Origin of the sequence: Roseofilum halophilum BLCC-M91, from assembly GCF_030068445.1 — a bacterium.
Lineage (GTDB): Bacteria > Cyanobacteriota > Cyanobacteriia > Cyanobacteriales > Desertifilaceae > Roseofilum > Roseofilum halophilum.
This window is the reverse complement of sequence record NZ_JAQPOK010000139.1, coordinates 1-19,894: the sequence shown is the minus strand read 5'-3', so window position 1 is coordinate 19,894 and position 19,894 is coordinate 1. Positions and strand designations below refer to the sequence as shown.

The following is a 19,894-nucleotide window of genomic DNA, read 5'->3' as shown; positions in this document are numbered from 1 at the left end:
AGCAATGAGACACGGTTGTAGGGGCGGGTTTGAAACCCGCCCCTACAATAGACCAATTATGATTGTCTCAATCTTAATTGAATCTACTATAATCTTTCACCAGTCGCTTCGCTACTCTCTTCCTCTCGCAGAGTCAACTCTGCTCAAATGACTGACTGTTAAACTTCAGTGTTCGGCAGTTCTCAGTCACAGTACGAACGACATCATCAGGTACTCCGTCAGGAATCTCTGCTTCGATTTCGAGCGTGATTTTGATCTTGGCACCGTTGAGAGCAGTGAGATGCTGGATGACCTCATTAGCGATCGCTGGTGCATCCCGGTTTATCCGCATCGCATCGATATCGACGTTGCCATAAAACCTACGCAGGACAGTCGTTTGGCTATCTCCCATCCCATTGGCAGAACCACCATCACTGCCCGTTGTACCGTCACCGGAGCCATTGGTTGATGAGCCACCGCCTGACGTTCCTTCCCCCGTGATAGTCGTTGAACCACCAGAGGTAATGGTGGTTGCCTGGGCTGCTTCTGCATCAAACTGCTGCTGGGCAATGTCAGGCTTCACCAGGAGGCTTTGAATACTAATGCTTGGATTTATGCCTGTTGCTGCTTTAAGTCCCAGGTATTTACCTTTTTCTTCATCAAAAGCTTCGGCAAAGGCGAAGTTGTCAGCCCAAATCGTTGACGCTACGCCGTCTCGAACAGCTTCCACCAGCACGTTTTGATCCTTGAGGCGGGGCAGATAGAGGTACTGAGTTAAATATTCCCAGAGACGCTTGAGGTCGATGTGGTTGCTATCCCGCCAGAGGTACTTGTCGAGGGCTTCCAGTCGCAAGTTGGTAGCTGCATAGGTGGTTAGAAGATCGCTTTCATGGCTGGCTTTGCGGCTCGCTTGCAGAATAGGGGAGTCTTGATTGGGTAGTCGAGTTTCATTCCACTCAATGCCACCCTGAGCATCCGGTTGATCGGGAATTAAGAGCCACTGATAGGTATCGCGGAGGATATTCTCAACATCCTGGTGAGATTGTTTGAGCTTGGTGGCAGCCTGCTTGCTTTGAAAGACATCGAGGTTGAGAGCATCTTTGTCATTCACGATCGCTTTCCAGGCCAGATATTGAGCCGTGTTGCGTTCCAGGTTTTCAATTTTACTTTTATCCGATGCCAGAAAAAGCAGGGTGTTTTTGTAATAGCGGGGGCTGCTGCCCTTATGGTTCAGGGCATTCTCGACCCACTGGCGGGCTGCGCTATCTTCTGTGCCTTTGCTATGGGGATGTTGCGGATCAAGCACCACCAAGCGAATTCCCAGGGTTGGATCGTCTGGGATATCGGCGGTGGAGTCGGGGGCGACATGGACAGCACTGAACTCTCCCCGATTTTTATCGGCCTTGAGGCGTTTGATGATTTCTTCCCAGACGAGGTAGCGATCGCTCAAAAACTGATTGGCTCGTTCTTGGGCGGTGCGGTTGACATTGGGCTGGGTTGAAATCCAATAACGATTCCCGTCGATATAGAGATAGGTCGCCTGATCGGTAAGCCGTCGCAGGGCATCGCCAAAGGTGGCAACACTTTCCCCTGGTTGAACACAGCCCAGCTTGACTCTGCGATCTTCTAACCCACGATTGGCAGCTCGCAAGGTAGGCGCAGACCCCATGTAGACGGTGCGGGTGACGCGGCGACAGGCAGAGTAACGACCCAGATTCGGATTGTTGCGATCGAGGGAAAGGGGCAGAGAATTGGCTCCATCCACATCCTTATCAATGACGGGAAGCCAATTATCGTCGAGATAGCGCGTCAGTTCCGACTGGACTTGAGCATCGTCCATGGGGATATGAGCGGGCATGATGATGAGATTTTGGTCGTTGCGTTCCCAGAGGGAATGAATAACCTTTGCCATCAGTCTCAGTACGCCACGGGTGCGCTGGAATTTATCCAGACTCGACCAGTCGGAATAAAGGCGATCGAACAATTCGGGATGAATGGGGTAGGCATCTCGCATTCGCCGCTCGTAGTCAGCTTCCTTGCATTCGCTAGGAAACTCCTGTCCCTGAGTGCGATACATATCGGCAAAGGCTTTCACCACAGCGTCCCGTTGCACAAATAGGCTGGGGTCGGTTGTAGTTTGGAACAGCCGCCGCCGCACAATCTCAAAACTCTCTTCCGCGCTGGCGGGTCGCCAAGGGGATTCCACCCGACCGATCGCATTTTTGAGTCTGTCTAGGGCTTCCTTGCCGCGTTCTCCTCCGGTTTCAATATCGGTACTTCGGGTTTGTCCTGTTTTGGAATCTTGGGTTTCAGAGGCGGGGATGCTAACGGCCAAGAGGGTTCGGTCTGCATTCTTTGCCGATTCGCTGAGGGTCTGGGCAAAGGTAAACTGGGTGTCGAAACTGCCTCCTGCGGTATCGCTGCGATCGTATAACTCCCGCGCATAGGCCACCCATTCATCAATCAGAATCAAACAGGGTGAAAAGCGATTGAACAATACCTTGAGGGCATCGCCAGGGTTGGTGGAGGTTTCATCAGCCTGACGAACGAATTCATATCCCTCCGCTCCGCCCAGTTGCCATGCCAATTCCCCCCAGAGGGTTTTGATAAATGGGCGTTTTGCGGCATTGGAACCATAGGGAACGATACCGCTGGGCTGAAGTTTGTTACCGACTAAAACGGCTACGTTAACATTCTGGGGTGGTTGCTTGAGGTCTGTTGCCTGAAAAATGGGTTCCATGCCCGGAAGATCAGAGATTTGCAAGGCTTGGCAAAGGTGATAGAGCGCGAGCATTGCGTGGGTTTTGCCACCGCCGAAGTTGGTTTGCAGTTCAATGACCGGATCGCCCCCCTGACCACTGAGCCGCCGCAGGGCGTTGGTTAGCAGTTGTTGCAGACCTTCAGTGAGGTAGGTGCGACGATAAAACTCGGTCGGGTCGCGGTATTCGTCAGATCCTTCGTCGAGGTAGACTTGCCAGAGGTCAGCAGCAAATTCCGCTTGTTGGAACTGACCGGAGGCAACGTCAGGATGGGGAGTAGCGATTTCTCGCCAAGGCTTGAGACTGGAAAGAGGTTGGCCTTCCGTGGGGGCGGCGCGGCGGGTTTCGCGGCGCGCTCGGTCTTCGTAGCGAAGTCGCATGAGTTCTTGTTTTTGCTTATCGACTTCGGCGGCTTCGGGGGCAGAAATGGCAGAGAGAAGACGGCTGGCAGTATCGAGGGCGCGATAGGTGTCGTCGGTGGAGAAGGGTCTACCGTGAGCGTATTGGTTGCGGATTTCTTTGAGTTCGCTGACAAAGGCGCGTTGGGTTTGGCCGAGGGGTTGGCTGAAGACATCGCGCCATTCGCAGATCATGATGTAGAGGAGTTCCGCGATGTCTTGTTGCAGAATTTGGGCGGTGTCACGACCCATTCGATCTTCTTTGAGGTAGCTGGCGGCACGAACGAGCCAGTGTTTGCTGTGGGTGGCTTTCATTTCTCGCTCGACGAAGGGATATAAGCCTTTAAGGAGGGTGTCAAGGGCGCGACCGACTCGTTCTTTGTTGTTGATTGCCATAGGTTTTTGGGTGATGGTGTGATGGGGAGGAAGATATAGTCAATTCAAATAGCAATGAGACACGGTTGTAGGGGCGGGTTTCAAACCCGCCCCTACAATAGACCAATTATGATTGTCTCAATCTTAATTGAATCTACTATATGAACCACAAAGGCACAAAGGAGACTAAGAACTTTGTGTACTTTGTGTCTTCGTGGTTATATTCACCACAAAGGCACAAAGGGCACGAAGGGTTAGAACAGGCTGGTTTGGATGGGGTCGTTAGGTTTCACTTCCGATGCTAACCGATTTATTTCGGGCCAAGAGATGACGAGGCTGTTATAGGAAATTGCTTCTTGCGTCCAGCCTTTTCTATCGCACAAGCTATAGAGGCGATAGGCGAGGTCGCGAGCAATTTCGCCTTTGTCTCCCAGTTTAGCAAGGAGTTCGGCGGCTCCAGTTTCGCCTTTTTGGTCGAGGGCGTGGATTAGGTATTGAGCCACTTCCCAATCGGGCATCCGGTCGTCTTGGTTAGGGTTCCAGTCTGGTTTTAGTTCATCGCGTTTGAGTAATCGCACTTTTCCGGCTTTCGCTTCTAGGATTCCTGCTTCGACCATGCCGCTAACGCTGGTATTTTTGGCTTTGCTGAGGGTTTCGGCATCGCCGTATTGCCCTTCGTTAAACTGATGTTGCTCAAACCAGGTGAGCGCCCAACGGGTATCGCCGTCGAATTCGCCTTCTTGCTCGGTGAGGAATTCGTCGAGGATCTGATTAATCAGTTGCAGGGCAGTGCGGACGCGCAGGGGGGAGCCATCGTTTTCGAGGACGGCAGCGTATTTAGAGAAAATGGCCATGCCGGGGCCAATGCTGGCTTGGGCAAGGTCAACGGGGGCGATGTTGCCTTGTTGGAGGGTTTTGAGGGCGTGGGGGAGTTGGCGTTTGAGTTCCGTGAGCAATTGGCGACGGGTGATTTTGGCTGCGTCGGTGGGGCGGGGGCGGCAGACGAGGACGATGGAGGAGGCGAGGGCATTGGTTCCTGATGCCACCATGCGGTTACTCAGTTCGCTACGCATCGGCCATGTGCCATCAATGCTGAAATTTTTGTTGATCAAGCCTTCTAACATCGTTTCCCAGCCTGTGGAGGCTACAGACTCATCATCTTGACCTTTTTGATCGGTTTCTTCTTGTTTGAAGGCGTAGTAAACCGTTAGCGGATAGTCTGAGTAAACAACTTTATTGAGACGCTCAAAGGTTTTGCTCAGTCCTTCTTCAAAAAATTCTTTGGCTTTTTGTTTGCTGCCGCCAAATCGGTAGGGTGTAGCAACCAATTCTTGGGCTTTGGGTACTAATAAGGTGCTGCAAATGTTGGGATAAATGGAACCCAGGGAACGCCGCAGCCAAACATAGAAAAAATCTGACAAATCTGCATACCCGATATTGTCGAAATAGGGCGGATCGGTGGAGATGAGTTTGGGGGTGGTGTCGTTGGGGTGGGGGGCGATCGCGTCGTGTTGGATAGCTTGTCCATTTGAGTTAATCTGATTTCTTTCTAGAACTTCACAAATTGAGGACAAAGAAACTTGTAAATCACCTGCTGCACCAGAAAAGGGGTTGACATCAGGATAATCCCATGTCATGGGGATTGCTTGTCTTGCAAATGCAGTAACAGTTTGATCCCTACTTGCAGTCCATCGGGCAATTGTGCATAGAGTATTAGCTGCTCTACTAACTCCAAATGCCAAATAAACCGCGATCGCCTCTCCATAAGCCCTAGCCCCCGTTCCAACCTCATTCAGAGGCACATCATCATCGGGTAGCCCAGCAGCAATGGCATCCTGGGTGGCTTGTTCCCGTGCCTCGCTGACCAAATCGCTGAAAGTGGTGAGGGCAACCAGTTGACGCGGGGTGAAGAGATCGGAAATTTTCTTCATTCCATAGTTCGGAGTCTTAAAATCCCTTGGATTGTGCGGTAAGTCGGCATCTGGTTTCCAAGTGGGTTGTGCTGAATCAGCAATTTCAACGTGTTCTTGTTGAGGCGATAGATAAACCCGTCCACCTTGTCCCTCAGCGACGATCGCCATCAACTGCGCCCCCATGCGTCCCGCTCTGCCCTCACTCCGCACATGATCCAACGGCACAGGCGTTTCGCAGGCAAGACACCGCGCCCCCTTCCGTTCCACCGTCCCCTCCGGTGCTTTCCCCTCCCCCGACTTCACCACAAACCGGATTTTTGGAACCACAAAGGCACCAAGATCACGAAGAGATTCCTTGGTGTCCTTCGTGTCTTCGTGGTTAATCACCTCCGGCTCCACCCAAGCTTCCTTCCCCTTCTTCGTCGAAAGCGAAAATTTATTTGCCAAAGGCATCTGACATCCACAAGCCGGATTCGGACACTTCACCGTCCGCGCCCACAACCACGCAATCACCGTTGCCTCCTTCGTGCCTTCGTGGTTAATTTTCACCTTCGGATACAAATCCCCAATCCGCTCAAACGCCCGTTCCCGCATCCAAGCCCCATAAAACCGCACATCCGCCGCCAAACCCTGCGCCCCATGCCACGAACTTATCTTCTGCTTCTGCCGATCCTCCGGATTCACAGGCGGTAAATCCTTAAACTTTGGCGGAATCTCAATCAACGCCTTATTAATCAACACTGCCACCGGATTCAAATCGCTGGCGTGAGCCTCCAACCCCAAACGTTGAGCCTCTAGAGGAATCGACCCACCCCCGGCAAACGGATCATAAGCCGGAGGCGCATACTTGGCGATGTATTCCCGCACCTCCTCCGGTTTCTTCGGTGGCTCTTCTCCCCGCTCCCATGCCAAACAGCGAGCGATCTCCCGTTGTCCCTCCAATAACACCCCAGAATTGGGGTCATTGATATCATTCCAAGACACCAACCCCCGCACCACCTGCTTCTGATTTCCTTTCTTATCCGTCTCTACCTTAATCCGTCCCAGAATATCAAAAAGCCGTTGCCGTTCCTTTTGCTGCTCTGCTTCTGTGGGAAACCGCTCCGGCCAACTACTGGGATCGTCCACCAAAGAAGCCCATAACACTGCTCTAGCAGTGGCTGTAGGTTTTCGAGACCACCATAAATGTAACGTCGAGGGATGACCGTGGCGAATGGACTTCTCGCGGGCAGACTCCATGTTGATGGCTTCGAGAGGGAGGGCGACTTCAATTAGCTTTTTGCGGTAGGTCATAGGGGCATCAATACTACTTCAGAATTTGAATATGGGGATAGTTAACGATCTTTGCATCCATCGTCAGCAACGGACAGTCATAGACTTGCGCTGTTGCCACAATGATTTGATCCGCCGGGTCATTGTGAAACCCTTCCAGTTGGGTTGCTTTCACCACAATAGGCAACGTCAAATCTAGCAGTTGCACGCCGGGATAAGCCAATGCGGTATTAAGCCATTGGTCAATCGGCTCTGGCAGGTTTAGCCGATTTTTCTCAACCAGCTTCGCAACTTCCCAGCAGCTAAAGATACTTACCCCTAGCCCCTCTGATCGATATTGCTGGAGCCACTGTTCGTGTTGTTGGGTTAACCTGTTATCTTTTTGCACCCACCAAATCCAGATGTGCGTGTCTAGTACAATCACTTCAAAACCTCCCAATCTTCGGCAGGTACGGCAGGTTCAAACGGATCATCGTAGCGATAAGGTTGTTTTCCCTGAAGAGGATACTCGGTTTGTTGGGATGGGGATGCTGGCTGTTCCTTTGGCTGCTCCAGAATAATGATTTCCACAGTATCCCCAGCATGAAAGGGTAAACCCTTCAGCACCAGGGTTCCATCTTCCATCAGGGTCGCAGCGAGCTTATGGGCATTCATAGGGTTGTCCTCCTTGGGTCATATCCTCCATTCCACAACTCTTTCCAGGGGTAGTTCACACTACACGATCGAAAATCTGGCTGTTGAAACGGTTCCTTAACATAGCGCAAGATACAACCCTTGCCTTGAACCTGATAATCCCCACCAGGCTCGCGCACCGCATACGCATCCCCCTCTGGGAAAGCCCGATCCGCAGGAACTTGCACCAGCGCCAAGATAAAATGATCGGGTTTATTGAGGGCTGCGAGGATTTCATTTTTCGTCACCGTGACCGTTTCAGCTCCCTCTATCCTACCCTTGACTTCAATGAACCGTAGCCGTCCGCCCTCACCCCCAGCCCCTCTCCCAAGCTGGGCGTTCGCATCGCGTCTCCGAAGGAGTTGGGGAACAGAGGATTCAATGTCATAGCCACACTTCTGATCGCTCACATCCTGTGGCTCGTATCCTAATGCTCGTTCAGCGGCCATCACCGCGTTCATGGCAGCCATCTCGACTCGTTTCGTTTCTTTGGCAAAGGTAGCCGGGGCTGAATCTCGCTTGCCTTCTAGCCGTTGCAGGAGTCCAATCGGCACCACCATAGCTCCACCCACGACCACCGGTGGCATAGGAGAAAGCTGCCGTTCTTGCTCTAATTCTGAGAGCCGCCTTTGGAGCCGAGCGGCCAACTCATCAGCCCGTTGCTGGGCTTTGGCCGAATTGAGCTTGGCATTGGGTTTACCCGCTTCTTCCTGTAGCCGCAGGTTTGCTGCCCGTTGATCCCAATAGTTAATTTCCTTTGTGAGCCGATCCTTCACCGCTCGAACCGTTTTCTCGATCAGCTCTTCCTTGTGTTCCCGTACTTCCTGAAGATGTTGGGGGACAAGTTGGGTAATGGCATAGGTCGTGGCTTGAGCTTCGAGATCTGAATCACGAAGGCACAAAGCACACAAAGGATCTAGAGTTTTTAATACTGTCCGTTCATCAGGGGTCAGGGGACGATAATCCAAGTAAGGTGCATACCCTGCATTTCTTACGTTGTGCCCTTTGTGTCTTTGTGGTTCCCACATCTCCACATACTGCATACGGCGTGAGACGACCCGCCGCCGTCCATTCCTATCAGTGCGAGCATCCTGGATGGAATGCTCTAGGTACACCAGCGCCCGGACTTCCTCACTTGGATCGTTTTCATCGACGAGAACAGCCCCCTGGCGAAGTAGATCGCGGTGACGCTCTAACGTCAGATCAATTGTGGCATCGAGGAGGGGATGACCCGGACAGACGAAATCAGCGAGGGGCTTTCCTGGGATGCTAATCAACTCCTTCTCAAAACAGACCCGCTCATACCGTTTCAGAATGGCTTCACCCACGCCGATGAGACGGTCTCGATTGCGGATCGCCGCTGGAACATGGGTAATCTCGTAACGCTTCGGTTCCCGTTGCCGAATGGTTCCCCCTAAGCGTTGAAAGGCTTCTAGGAAAAAGGCTGCGATGAAATGAGGCTGGAGTTTACGAGCTTCTGCCCGTTCCATCTCTTCACGAATCTTCTGAACTTTGGTGGAGTCCATGGAGTCTCGTGCCAGGACACGCTCTTCCAATAGCTCTTGCAGATGCTCTCGATCGAGGCGACTCACCACCTGATCTAATTTGGCTTTGACTTCGGGGCGATCGCCATAGCGGATAGCTTCAATTAGGAGTTCTCGCAGTTCTTTTCCGGCGATCGCTTTACCGAGGACATCAAAGACTTTCCCGCCGAGAGCCTTTTGCTCGATTTCCAACTTCTTCAGCAGCGCTAGATAGACATCTCCCTCGCGGGTTTCCTCTGCGACCAGGTTCCACAGGTGACAGACCTCTGTTTGGCCAATCCGGTGAATCCGACCGAATCGCTGCTCCAGTCGATTCGGGTTCCAGGGCAGGTCATAGTTCACCATCAGGTGTGCCCGTTGCAGGTTAATCCCTTCCCCGGCGGCATCGGTGGCGATCAACACCTGAACGGCGACATCTTGCTTGAAGGCTTCTTCTGCTTTCTTTCGCTCTTCACGGCCCATGCCACCATGAATTGTGACGACCGCTTCAGGTCGCCCGATCAGGGTTGTAATCTGGCTGACAAGATAATTGAGGGTGTCCCGGTGTTCAGTGAAGATGACGAGCTTGCGCCGATGGCCACCAGCATAGAACATCTCAGCACTGTTTTGGAGGAGTTTTGATAGCTCATCCCACTTTCGATCCTTGCCACCACGCCGCACCTGCTGCGCTAAGTTTTCAAGTTTCTCAAGCCGATCGATTTCTGCTTGGAGTTCAGCGATCGTTCGCGCCGCACTGGCCTGATCGACGACTTCCTCTTCGGTGGCTTCTCGTTCCTCACCGGAAGAATCCTCAAAATCATCGTCTAAGTCTTCCAGATCAATGGTTGGCCCAAAGTCTAGCTCTGCTGAGAGTCCTCGCTTGAGGAGTTCCTCTTCTCGGAGTCGTTTCTGTAACCGCTCCCGCCGTCGCCGCAGGGATTGATAAATTGCTTCAGGGGACGAGGCGAGGCGACGTTGCAAGATGGTCAAGGCAAAGCCTACCGTACCTTTGCGGCCATCATTGAACAGGGCTTCAGCTCGGTTAAACTCCTCTCGCACATAGTCAGTGACTTGCTTATAGAGGACAGCTTCCAGGTCAGAGAGGATGTACTTTACCGTGTGTGCCCGACGTTCAGGGAAGAGGGGCTTGCCATCAAACTTCAGTAGGTCTTCCTTGACCAGACGACGGATGATGTCGGAAGTATCACAGACATGCACCCCGTCTCGGAATCTTCCCTCGAAGCGATCGCCATCGAGCAGCGCCAGGAAAAGCTGGAAGTCTTCCTCTTTCCCGTTATGAGGAGTCGCCGTCATCAGCAGGAAGTGACGGGTCAAGGTAGACAGGAGCTTACCTAACTTGTAGCGCTTGGTTTCCTTAATTTCACCGCCAAAAAATGAGGCAGACATTTTGTGAGCCTCATCCACCACCACCAAATCCCAATCGGTTTGCCCAAGCTTGGCTTGCAGGTCTTCATTCCGGCTGAGTTTATCGAGCCGAACAATGACGAGTGGTATTTCACCAAAGGCATTCCCAGTACGAGCCGCTTCGATGCGATCGTTGGTTAGGATCTCAAAAGGCAGATGGAATTTCTGAAACAGTTCATCCTGCCACTGAACTGCGAGACTACCGGGGCAAACGATCATGCATCGCTGTAAATCCCCACGGATTAGTAGTTCTCGAATAAAGAGACCCGCCATGATCGTCTTTCCAGCCCCAGGATCGTCAGCCAGAAGGAACCGGAGCGGTTGACGGGTCAGCATCTCGCTATAGACGGCTGTGATTTGGTGAGGGAGGGGTTCGACTAAAGAGGTGTGGACGGCCAGCAGTGGATCAAATAGATGAGCCAGCCGGATGCGATGAGCTTCTGAGACGAGCCGTAGCAATCCGCCGTCGCCGTCAAAGCTCCAGGGCCGTCCTTCGGTGACGACCTCTAAGGTTGGCTCCCGGTCTCGAAACAAGATTTCAGTATGGGGCTGTCCGTTCGTATCCTTGTAGGTCAACTCGACCACGTCGGTACCGTGCCACTTAGCATCAATGACCGTGACGTTATGGTTTGGCAGAATTCCTCTGACAGTTGCACCGCGTGTAAGTTCTTCGAGTTGAGCCATAGGCTATGAGTTTTCGGTAATAGAATCTTTGTGACAAGTCGGACGTTCACCGTTCCTCGACGTTCAGATGCGCTCTGTTCTTTTTATAGCCCAAGATCTTGACAACGGGAGGAACACGCTTAACTAACCCACAGCGTCAGTAGGGATAACTATTTATTATACCGACATTTTCTGGATAGTCAATCACTTTCCAATCCTGTGCAATGCCTCGATCGAGATCTTGAGTTCCTGTTCAGCCAGGTTTTTATCCGTCAACTCTTGTTCCTGGTGGGCGATATAGGTATTCCGAAAATCATTGATGCGGGTAACAGTGTCCAAAAACTTGCGTCCGCCCTGAAACCTTAACTGATACCATTTCTCTATGATGATGCGTTTAATATTCCTTGCTGTAGGGTGCGTTACGCTGTCGCTAACGCACCCGAAGAATCCACAGTGATTAAGTGCAAACTTAAAGAGAAATGGTATTAGACCTAGAAGTGTCATTTTTTGTCTTCGGGATCGACGCGAGCGATGACAAATAGGGTTTTAGGATCGCCTCCGGGTTTAATTTGGGTTTTGGTGCTGAGAGGTTGAGCGCTGGCAGTATCTGCTCCGTCTGGTGTACCGGCAGGTTTAACTTGGGTGGTTTTGGCTTTTTGGGATTCTGGAGTGGATGGAGTTGCTTGATCTCGATCTGAGGTATCGGTGTCTGGACTTGCCTCTGATTTAGATTTATCGGTAGTCGCTTCTTGCGGTGCAGGTTTGGGGGGTAGTTCCGTTGTCCCATCCTGTTGGGGTGGAGAAGATTGTGCTTTAGCACCACCCATTTTAGCCATTTTTTTCAGCATGTCTTCGATTTTTTTCTTGGCGACGGCTTTGGGATTGCCTTGGGCTAAAACTTTATACTCAAAGCTACTGGCACCAATTTCGGTATAGCCTGCTATCTTGACTAGATCGAGGTCAAACTTGAGGGCGACTTCTGGTAGTTTTTTCTCTACGACTTCTCTGGTAGGGTCTTGGCGGAGAATGGTTTCAATATGTTTGGCGATTAAGGTGCGGGTAAATTCGGGAATGCCTTCACTATCATCGGCCATGTCTGCCATTTGCTGTTCTGGGGTACTTTGGTATTGGGGTTTCTGCACCCGCACAAAGACTTCCATTGTGCCTTTTTTCTTGCTGATATCTTTATAGACATCTACATCTGTTTTCAGGCTGGAGGAACTTTCCATCACTTTGGCGGCGGTTCCTACGGCAACCGCTCCAGCAACAACGGCAGTCTGGCTCAGATCCAGGTCTCCGTCTTCATCGCGCTGAATAATGCGATCGCTCCCTAGATGACTGAATAGGGGTTTGGGAGGCGGCCCGTCGCCTTGACGCTGTACCAGGTTTTGGGGGAAGAAGGGACTGCGCTGGACTTGGGGTTTATGACCCGATTGTTGCACAACATGGGTGAGTTCGTGGGCAATGAGGTGGCTTCCGGAGGAGGTATCGGGACGATAGGTGTTGCTGCGAAAGTAGATATCTTGTCCGGTAGTGAAGGCTTTGGCGTTGAGGGAGCGACTGAGGGTATCGCCTTCTGTTTGGCGATGAATTCTAACTCCGCTAAAGTCTACACCAAAGGCTTGTTCCATGGGTTCGCGGACGGTATGGCTGAGACTCTCGCCTTTTCCTTGCGATCGCTGAATGCGTTGTTCAATCGAGTGACTAACCGGAGCCGCGAGTCTGCCCGAAGCCTCTTTACGACTGGCTTTCTTCTTCTCCTGGGGTGGCACTTTGGCGGTAATTTCATATTCGATTTCGCGATCGAATTTATCCATCAACCCCGTCTTATCATCTATATCAATACTCGTCAGGTCATACTGTTTCTTGTACTTGGGCAATAGTCCTTTGAAATAAGTGACCGGTTTCTTATCCTTAATTCTGCGAGCTTTCTTCTCAATATCCCTGGCTAACTTAGTCAGAACTTCACCTTCATCGATCAGTTTGGCTTTCAGGACAAATTTACTGGATGTAGATTGGTCGTCAACAATCAACTTTTTCTTCTTATCTTTCCATTTATCTTTCTTCCGTTGTAGCTTTTTCAAGGGCACTGCACGAAGCTGAACCAAAGGCGGTAATTCTGTTTGCAATGCTTCTTGGGGAATTGTGGAATTGCCAGCCATCGGTTGACGACTAGCAGTTTTAGAACTCTTTTTAGGAATTTTCAGCTTCTTAATCGTCCCCGTTAACGTATATTTATTACTGTATTTTCCTCCAAAACCACTCTTTACTTTCACATCTTTTACTTCAGCAAACTCTTTTCCTTTTTCTACTGAAGATTTAATATTTTTCGCTCCTTTTTTGACATCTTTGGGGTCGCGCTTGTTCGTAATCAGCTTTTCTCCTTCACCCTCTCCCTCAGAAATCATTTGCTTGACTTCAGTCTTCTGCTGCTTGACCTTACGCTTATATTCGTCTTTTTGTTTTTGCTTCTCAGTTTTTTCTGTCTCCTTTTTCTTCTTAGGAGTAAACTTTTCTTTAGCTTTATTTTTAACTGCCTTAGCTTTTTCCTTAGCTGAGTTATATTTCTTCGCACCCCAGGCCTTTGCTTTGCCGAATGCTTTCTTAAATGGCGCTGCGACTTTCTCAAACATTTTTTTCAAGCCTTTGCGGAAAGGGCCTGTGATTTTATCCAGGATTTTGCGAATCTTATTAGCTATACCGCCTAACCCAATTAAAGTGGCTAAAAATCCGAGTGCAATTGGAATTAATCCCGCTAACACCAGTTCTATTGATTTGGAAAAACCAGCCGTATCTCCCTTGGCAATCATTGACAAACCGGCAAAAATGGTTTTAATTAATTCAACTATGTGTTCGTAGTTTTGGGCAAACCAAATTATAACATCAACGATCGCCTTAATAATTTTGACAATTCCTGCTGCTGGATTGAGTGTTCCAATTAACCAGGTAATGGCAGCTTTAACTACTTCAATGCTGACCATTATGGTCAGTTCTTTGATGAACAGTGTTTTCATCTCGTCAATGACATCGCCGAGGAAATTCCAAGCTGCTGCTACTCCCTTGGTGATTAAAGTATAAAACAACTCAACAATAGTGGCTGTTTTTTCTTCCATACCGTCGATGATTTCATCAATATTCGCTCCTTCAATTGCAGATTCAATCACACCGACAATATCAGAACCAAAAACCTCAGATGCAATCGCAAAAATAGCATCTTTGGTAAATCCCATTACCTGCATGAAGATATCGAAAAATCCGGCGAGGTCAAATTTGGCGGGGAGTTTAATCGGGCCGATATTGCCAAATAGCCATTCAACTAAACCATTAAGAAAATGTTTGGGGAAATTTTTGGCGAAATTGAGAAAGCCATCTTTGAGTCCGGTGAAGAAGTTGCTCATAAATCCACCGGGATCGTCAATAATGGCATCTAAAACTGCACTATCGACTCCAAATTTAGATAAAATCCATTTAATTGGAGTCAAAAGCGCTTTAAGAATGGCTTTGATGACATCTCCAATAAAGGCTAAGGCTTTCTGTACTAACCCTTGGTTCGCGGCTTTGAGGGCTTCTATGCGGTCATCAATTTCTTTTAAGCCTTGTTTATAACTTTCGGTAATGTCGTTAACTAAGTTGTCTTGATAGGATTTAACATTGTTTTCTAGATTATCAAATTGCCCTTGAATATTAGAAATCGCGCCTTCTGCTAGTTGCTTTTCTTCTGGGCCGAGTTTGTCTACGGCTGCCTGAAATTTGGACTTTCCTTCGTCAATGGCAGCCTTTGCTTCGAGCATTTTCTGTTCCACGTAGGGCGCGATCGCATTGGGAGCCAGTTGTTCGTATAGCCCAGATACTTTTCCGAGAACGGCTTTAACTTCGCCTGTTTCGACTTTGGGCTTAAAACCAGCATCTCCAGCAATGGACTGTCTTAAGAAGTTGACGTAAACTTCTCTGGCATCGCTATAGATTTGATTGACTTCATCCGGGAGTCCGGTAAATAGCTTTTCTTTGGCCCACAGGAAAATATTGAAAATCTTGAATTTTTTCCAGAAAATTTTAATTTTAATGCCGTGGCGATGGTAGTAATAATTTTTCTGCCATTTTTTGAAGGCGGCTTTTTGCACGATCTCAAAGGCGCGGCGAGCAACCTTTTTCCCCAGTGCCATTCTGCGTTGGACTTCCCCATCCATCTCTGCTAGGATGCCATCTACTTTGGCTTGAGATTCGGTATAAATGGCATTTAGCTCTTCCGTAATTTTCAGCCGCGCCGCTTCATTTGTACCCTTGGTTTCCTCTTTCTTGGTGGTCATGTCCGTCATGGTTTGGAGGCGCTGATCTTTCATCGCTTGCGTGGTTTGTTGCGATTTTTCTTGGTTGCGCGTTTTGGTATCGGCGATCGCCCCTTCTTCCTCTTTGCGGAAATCTTCCGGCCCTTCTTGACTAAATTTCTCCGTCTCCTGCAACCCTTGCAGCGCCTTATCTCCTCCAAATGCCGGATCGCTGAAGGTTTCCATATCTTTCGTCGTCAGGCTTTTCCCCGTCCCCGTCCCCAGATCCACCGATTCGGCTTTCTCCGGTTCCACCTCCTTTTCCCGTTGCAAAATCCACTGGGGAGAGCGATGGATCGTTTCGGCTAAGGTCTTCGCTCGCAGGATCTGTCGGGTAATATCCATTTCCGTAGGGGCGGGTTTCAAACCCGCCCCTACAGAACCCGCCCCTACAGAACCCGCCCCTACGGAACCCGCCCCTACAGAACCCGCCCCTACAGAACCCGCCCCTACGGAACCCGCCCCTACGGAACCCGCCCCTACAGAACCCGCCCCTACAGAACCCGCCCCTACGGAACCCGCCCCTACATCTGACGCTTCAATGGTTTTCGCTTGCACCGGTTGGGGATCGGGCATCTCCATCACCGTATCCGCCATGCGATCGGCTTCCACCTCATACCGATCCTGGGGCCCGCCCACCATCAACTTCGCCTGGCCAAAATCCCCAAATGTTTCCTTTAACCCCTCCTGCTGTTCCGTTAACTTATCTTCTACCTTCTCCGTAGAAGTCTCTGGGGGAGCAGCCTTATCCACTTCAGGAACAACATCCTGCATATCATTAATCTTGTCTTCAACCCCCTCGATCTCCTTAACCGGCTTAATATCCTCGTCTTTCATCTCTGGGGGCGCTTGGGCAGCCTCTGGCATTCCTCCACCCGCATCAGTTGTCGCCGAACCCACTTCCTTGTCAATGGTGGCTTCTGCTTCCTTACCAACGCCTCCACCACTTTCGACTTCCTTCATACTCTTGGGTTCTTCAATACCCAAAGCCGCGAACAGGTTCTGTACAAAGGCTTCTCGGTCAAACGTTGCCGGGTCTTGACTGGCGGCTGTGTCACCTTTCCTTTCCTTGGCTTTGCGGTCAGCTTGGTTTTCATCCACTACTGCGTCCTGAACTTCCACCGCTTCCTGTTTGGGGTCATCATGCTTAGAAAACTCTGTCCCCTGTTGTTCAATTTGCCCAGTAACTGCCAGGAATGCCGGGTTCTGGTGGGGGTCGTCGGGAACCTGGCCGGGAACCACATCAGGGACAGGAACAGGAGCGGCTGTGTCGTCTGGAGGAGGTGGAGGCGCTTGTTTTTTTAGGTCTTCCGTAACATCCGGCTCGCTAGAGTCATCGGTTTCTTGAGGGGCTACTTCATCTTTTGGTTGATCCTCATCCTCTTTCTCTTTTTTATCTCCTTTGCCATCATCTTGTTTTTTTTCCTTATCTTTTTCTACGTCTTGCTCGGTCTTGGCAGCATCTTTATCTAATTTTTCAATGTCGTCTTCACTATAGTCATCGTCGCTAATTTCCGTGGTCTTTTCATCGACTTCGCTGATACTTTTCTTGTCTTCACTATCATCTGCACTCTTGTCCTCACTCTTGTCTTCACTGGTGTCCTCACTCTTGTCTTCACTGGTGTCTTCACTGGTGTCTTCATCCCCTTCTTTCTGAATATCCGGCTGAGTTTTCACACTGGGGCCGGTTTGTTGGATGGTGTGGGTGAGTTCGTGGGCGAGTAAATGTTTGCCACCGGTAGAGGTGGGGTTATATTGTCCGGAATTAAAATAGATATCTTTCTTGTGAGTAAAGGCTTTCGCGCCCAGGTCTTTGTTCATCTGCACCGAGTCACTATCGGTATGGACGCGAACCCCGCTAAAGTCGTTGTTAAAGCGAGATTCCATGAAGCTTTTGGTCTCTTTGGGTAGGGAGGAGCCGCCCCCTTCTTTACTCTTAATGGTGCGTTCTATGCCGCTACTGGCCTCAAATGAGCCATCGCTATCGGCTTGCAGGGTTGCGGGTGCATCATGGATGGGTTCGGGTTCTGGCTTCAGGGTGATGTTAACGTTCTGTTCATCTGTGTTGATGTCCGGTAACTGGGGTGGTGCGGGGGGTTCTTCTGCATCGTCTTCGCGCTTGAGGGTAATACTTACGTTCTGTTCGTCTTCGCTTTCTTCCTGGCCGCCTAAAATGGCTGCATAGGGGATGGCTTTGGGGCGACGACTTTTTGGCCGACCATTGCCGCGCTGTATTCTCTCTTGTAGGGGTTTGAGGTTCAGGTCGGCACTGGTTTCAGGTTCGGGTTCTCGATCGGGTTCTGGGTCTTGTTGTAGGGTGGAGGAGCGATCCATGACGCGATCGGCCATGCGGTCTGCTTCTTGTTCGTAGCGATCGCCTGCTGCACCTACAATTAATTCTGTCTGGATCTTCGCCCCATCACTGTTGGTTCGCTGGATCTGAGCCGCCAGGGGTTTCAGGTTAACATCAATGCCACTCTGTTCTTCCTGCGGTTGCACGCGATCCGCAAGAGGTTTGAGGTTAACATCAATACCACTCGATTCTTCTTTGGGTTGCAGATTTCCCCCCAAAGGCTTCAAATTAACATCAATACCACTTTTTTCTTCTTGACGTTGAACGGTTTTCGCTAACGGTTTTCGCTTAATTTCTTGTGTTTTTTTATTCAGTTTTTCCGGTTCTGAACCAACTTTATGGGGTTTTGTGGGTTCAGTCTCGGCTATTTTGGGTTTCAGTGTCGCCCCTTTTTGCTGGATGGTGTGGGTCAGTTCGTGGGCTAAAAGCCGTTTACCGCCCGTTGAACTGGGGTTATATTGCCCGGAATTAAAGTAAATATCATGACCATGGGTAAAGGCTTTAGCTTTTAGGTCTTGGCTCAGTTGTACTGCTGTACTATCAGTATGAATTCTAACTTGACTAAAATCATTGCCGAAGCGATCTTCCATAAACGATCGCGTGCGATCGGGTAGAGGTTGCCCTTTTCTTCGCTTCGCTTGTATCCGTTTTTCTACAGATTGACTCGTCTCGAATGTACCATCTCTGCGAAATTTGGGCCGGTCTTCTTCCTCTGTTTGAGATTGCAATAGGGCCGGATTTGTACGAGTCGGAGCTACGGAAACTTGACTGAATTGATACCCTAGGGGAGAGAGTTGGGGGCGATCGCCTTTACCCGTTCCCTCCTCATTTGGAGGCGTAGCACTCATGGCGCTCATCTGTACCGTTTCACTCTCCGTATCCGTCTCCACAACCGGCAAAGACTCCGTAAACGGTTTCGGTGTAGGGAGAGCATTTTTCGCCGGAGTTGCAGGAGTCGGAGTAACTGGAACTTGGGTTTTAGTTTTCGTTGCCATAGCCGATCATCTCGCTTGTGGCCCCATAAAGGAGATAGGTAGATTCTATCCTAACATTTGGGGATAAGCGAACTTAAAATAGCCATATACTGGATGAAATGTTAGAGAAATGACGAGACGTTAGTCGATCGCCAGACTCAACCAACCTATATTAGGCAATGGTGTGAGTTTCCATCCCCAAGCATAATCTTTGCAGCCATACACTGTACGACAATGATTCTTTATGATAACATCTCCATCCAGCAAATAGCAGACCGGGATGGTATAGCGATCGCCGCACTCCTCAAATGTTTGTGTTAATCCAGACAAGAATTGATTGCTCTAAACAGCTACTTTTTCAGGATTTATCGGATCGTGATACAGTACCATCAGTTGATGTTCATTTAAGGTTTCAATAGCATAGGCTTTCCCGTCATTATCGCTAAATTCCACTTCAAAAACTTGGGGTTCGTATTGTTCTACAATGGTTCCCACCTGCCCTCGATAGAGTCCAACTTCTGGTAAATTTTCGAGTAAGGCAACCACATCTAGAAGTTTCATAGTCTATGCTCCATTAAAGAATATAGCAAGTCACTAAACGAGGAATATTTTCGTTGTTGTCTACAATCCACACACTATGAATTGTAGCGGTTTTATTGTCGGTATTCATCAACAGCTTGAAAATCAGCATCAGTTTCAATTTCCCCAACCCTTAAATCAACATCCCAAACTCTATGATTTTATTGAGGGGGTCTCTAAGCAACCCGTACAGAAGCAAAAAATATCACCTTTGGAACCTTAACTGCTACTGGAATGAGAGATTATATCGCTACGATTTGTTTTGATTGCCAAGATCCCAAGCGCTATAAACAGGAATTTATTAAGCGAGTTTATCAGCGTCAAAAATACCAACCTATTTCTGCCCAAGATTATGCCCGCTTACAAGGTTTCCCTGAATGGTTTCAGCTTGCCCAGCGAGAGAGTACAGCCAAGAAACAGTTAGGTAATGCAGTTTCTGTGCCGGTTGTTTATTATTTAGCTCAATCCTTAGTTAAAGTCTTATTTTAAGAGTTATGAGTAAATCCAGTCAAGAATTAATTAAAGAAGCAATTCAATCTGTCATTACAGCGCTTCGCGCGGTAATGGGTAATGGGTAATGGGTAATGGGAAAACCATTTTTTACGCTAGAGTGCCCATTCTTCAGGCTTTTCATGGGACAACACTCTCAAGGAACATTTCGATTACTGTACCTCATAACATCGA

Annotated in this window: 10 protein-coding genes; 2 read left to right on the top strand and 8 right to left on the bottom strand. The window is 49.6% G+C overall.

Features of this window, described 5'->3' with window-relative positions:
• Positions 1-133 precede the first annotated feature (133 nt).
• From PJF56_RS17955 to PJF56_RS22260, 8 genes are all read right to left on the bottom strand, one after another.
• Positions 134-3,532, bottom strand: a complete 3,399-nt coding sequence (locus tag PJF56_RS17955; protein WP_283764076.1) for a Swt1 family HEPN domain-containing protein — start codon at positions 3,530-3,532, stop codon at positions 134-136.
• A 233-nt stretch (positions 3,533-3,765) separates the two neighbouring features.
• Positions 3,766-6,717 (bottom strand): DUF1156 domain-containing protein, encoded by a 2,952-nt coding sequence (locus PJF56_RS17950; RefSeq protein WP_283764075.1) that lies wholly within the window; start codon positions 6,715-6,717, stop codon positions 3,766-3,768.
• Between the two features lie 13 nt (positions 6,718-6,730).
• The gene (locus tag PJF56_RS17945) at positions 6,731-7,120 is read right to left on the bottom strand and encodes a type II toxin-antitoxin system VapC family toxin (RefSeq protein WP_283764074.1); all 390 of its coding nucleotides are present in this window, start codon (positions 7,118-7,120) and stop codon (positions 6,731-6,733) included.
• The gene (locus tag PJF56_RS17940) at positions 7,117-7,350 is read right to left on the bottom strand and encodes a hypothetical protein (RefSeq protein ID WP_283764073.1); all 234 of its coding nucleotides are present in this window, start codon (positions 7,348-7,350) and stop codon (positions 7,117-7,119) included. Before PJF56_RS17940 ends, PJF56_RS17945 begins: the two co-directional genes overlap by 4 nt.
• Positions 7,347-11,000, bottom strand: coding sequence for a helicase-related protein (locus PJF56_RS17935; protein WP_283764072.1), 3,654 nt, complete (start codon positions 10,998-11,000; stop codon positions 7,347-7,349). Before PJF56_RS17935 ends, PJF56_RS17940 begins: the two co-directional genes overlap by 4 nt.
• A gap of 479 nt (positions 11,001-11,479) precedes the next feature.
• On the bottom strand, positions 11,480-18,652 hold the full coding sequence (locus tag PJF56_RS17930) for an eCIS core domain-containing protein (protein WP_283764071.1): 7,173 nt from the start codon (positions 18,650-18,652) through the stop codon (positions 11,480-11,482).
• A gap of 321 nt (positions 18,653-18,973) precedes the next feature.
• Positions 18,974-19,192, bottom strand: a complete 219-nt coding sequence (locus PJF56_RS17925) for a DUF4926 domain-containing protein (RefSeq protein WP_283764070.1) — start codon at positions 19,190-19,192, stop codon at positions 18,974-18,976.
• A gap of 13 nt (positions 19,193-19,205) precedes the next feature.
• A complete protein-coding gene (locus tag PJF56_RS22260; protein WP_347179581.1) occupies positions 19,206-19,301 on the bottom strand; it encodes a DUF6883 domain-containing protein in 96 nt (31 codons plus the stop codon).
• On the opposite strand from PJF56_RS22260, the gene PJF56_RS17920 reads away from it, so the two are divergent.
• Together PJF56_RS17920 and PJF56_RS17915 are read left to right on the top strand one after the other, a co-directional pair.
• Positions 19,269-19,433 (top strand): hypothetical protein, encoded by a 165-nt coding sequence (locus PJF56_RS17920; protein WP_283764069.1) that lies wholly within the window; start codon positions 19,269-19,271, stop codon positions 19,431-19,433. The two genes, PJF56_RS22260 and PJF56_RS17920, sit on opposite strands and share 33 nt — an antisense overlap.
• A gap of 11 nt (positions 19,434-19,444) precedes the next feature.
• Positions 19,445-19,699 carry a DNA cytosine methyltransferase gene (locus tag PJF56_RS17915; protein ID WP_283764067.1) on the top strand — a complete coding sequence of 85 codons (255 nt, stop codon included), beginning with the start codon at positions 19,445-19,447 and terminating at the stop codon, positions 19,697-19,699.
• Positions 19,700-19,894: the final 195 nt, after the last annotated feature.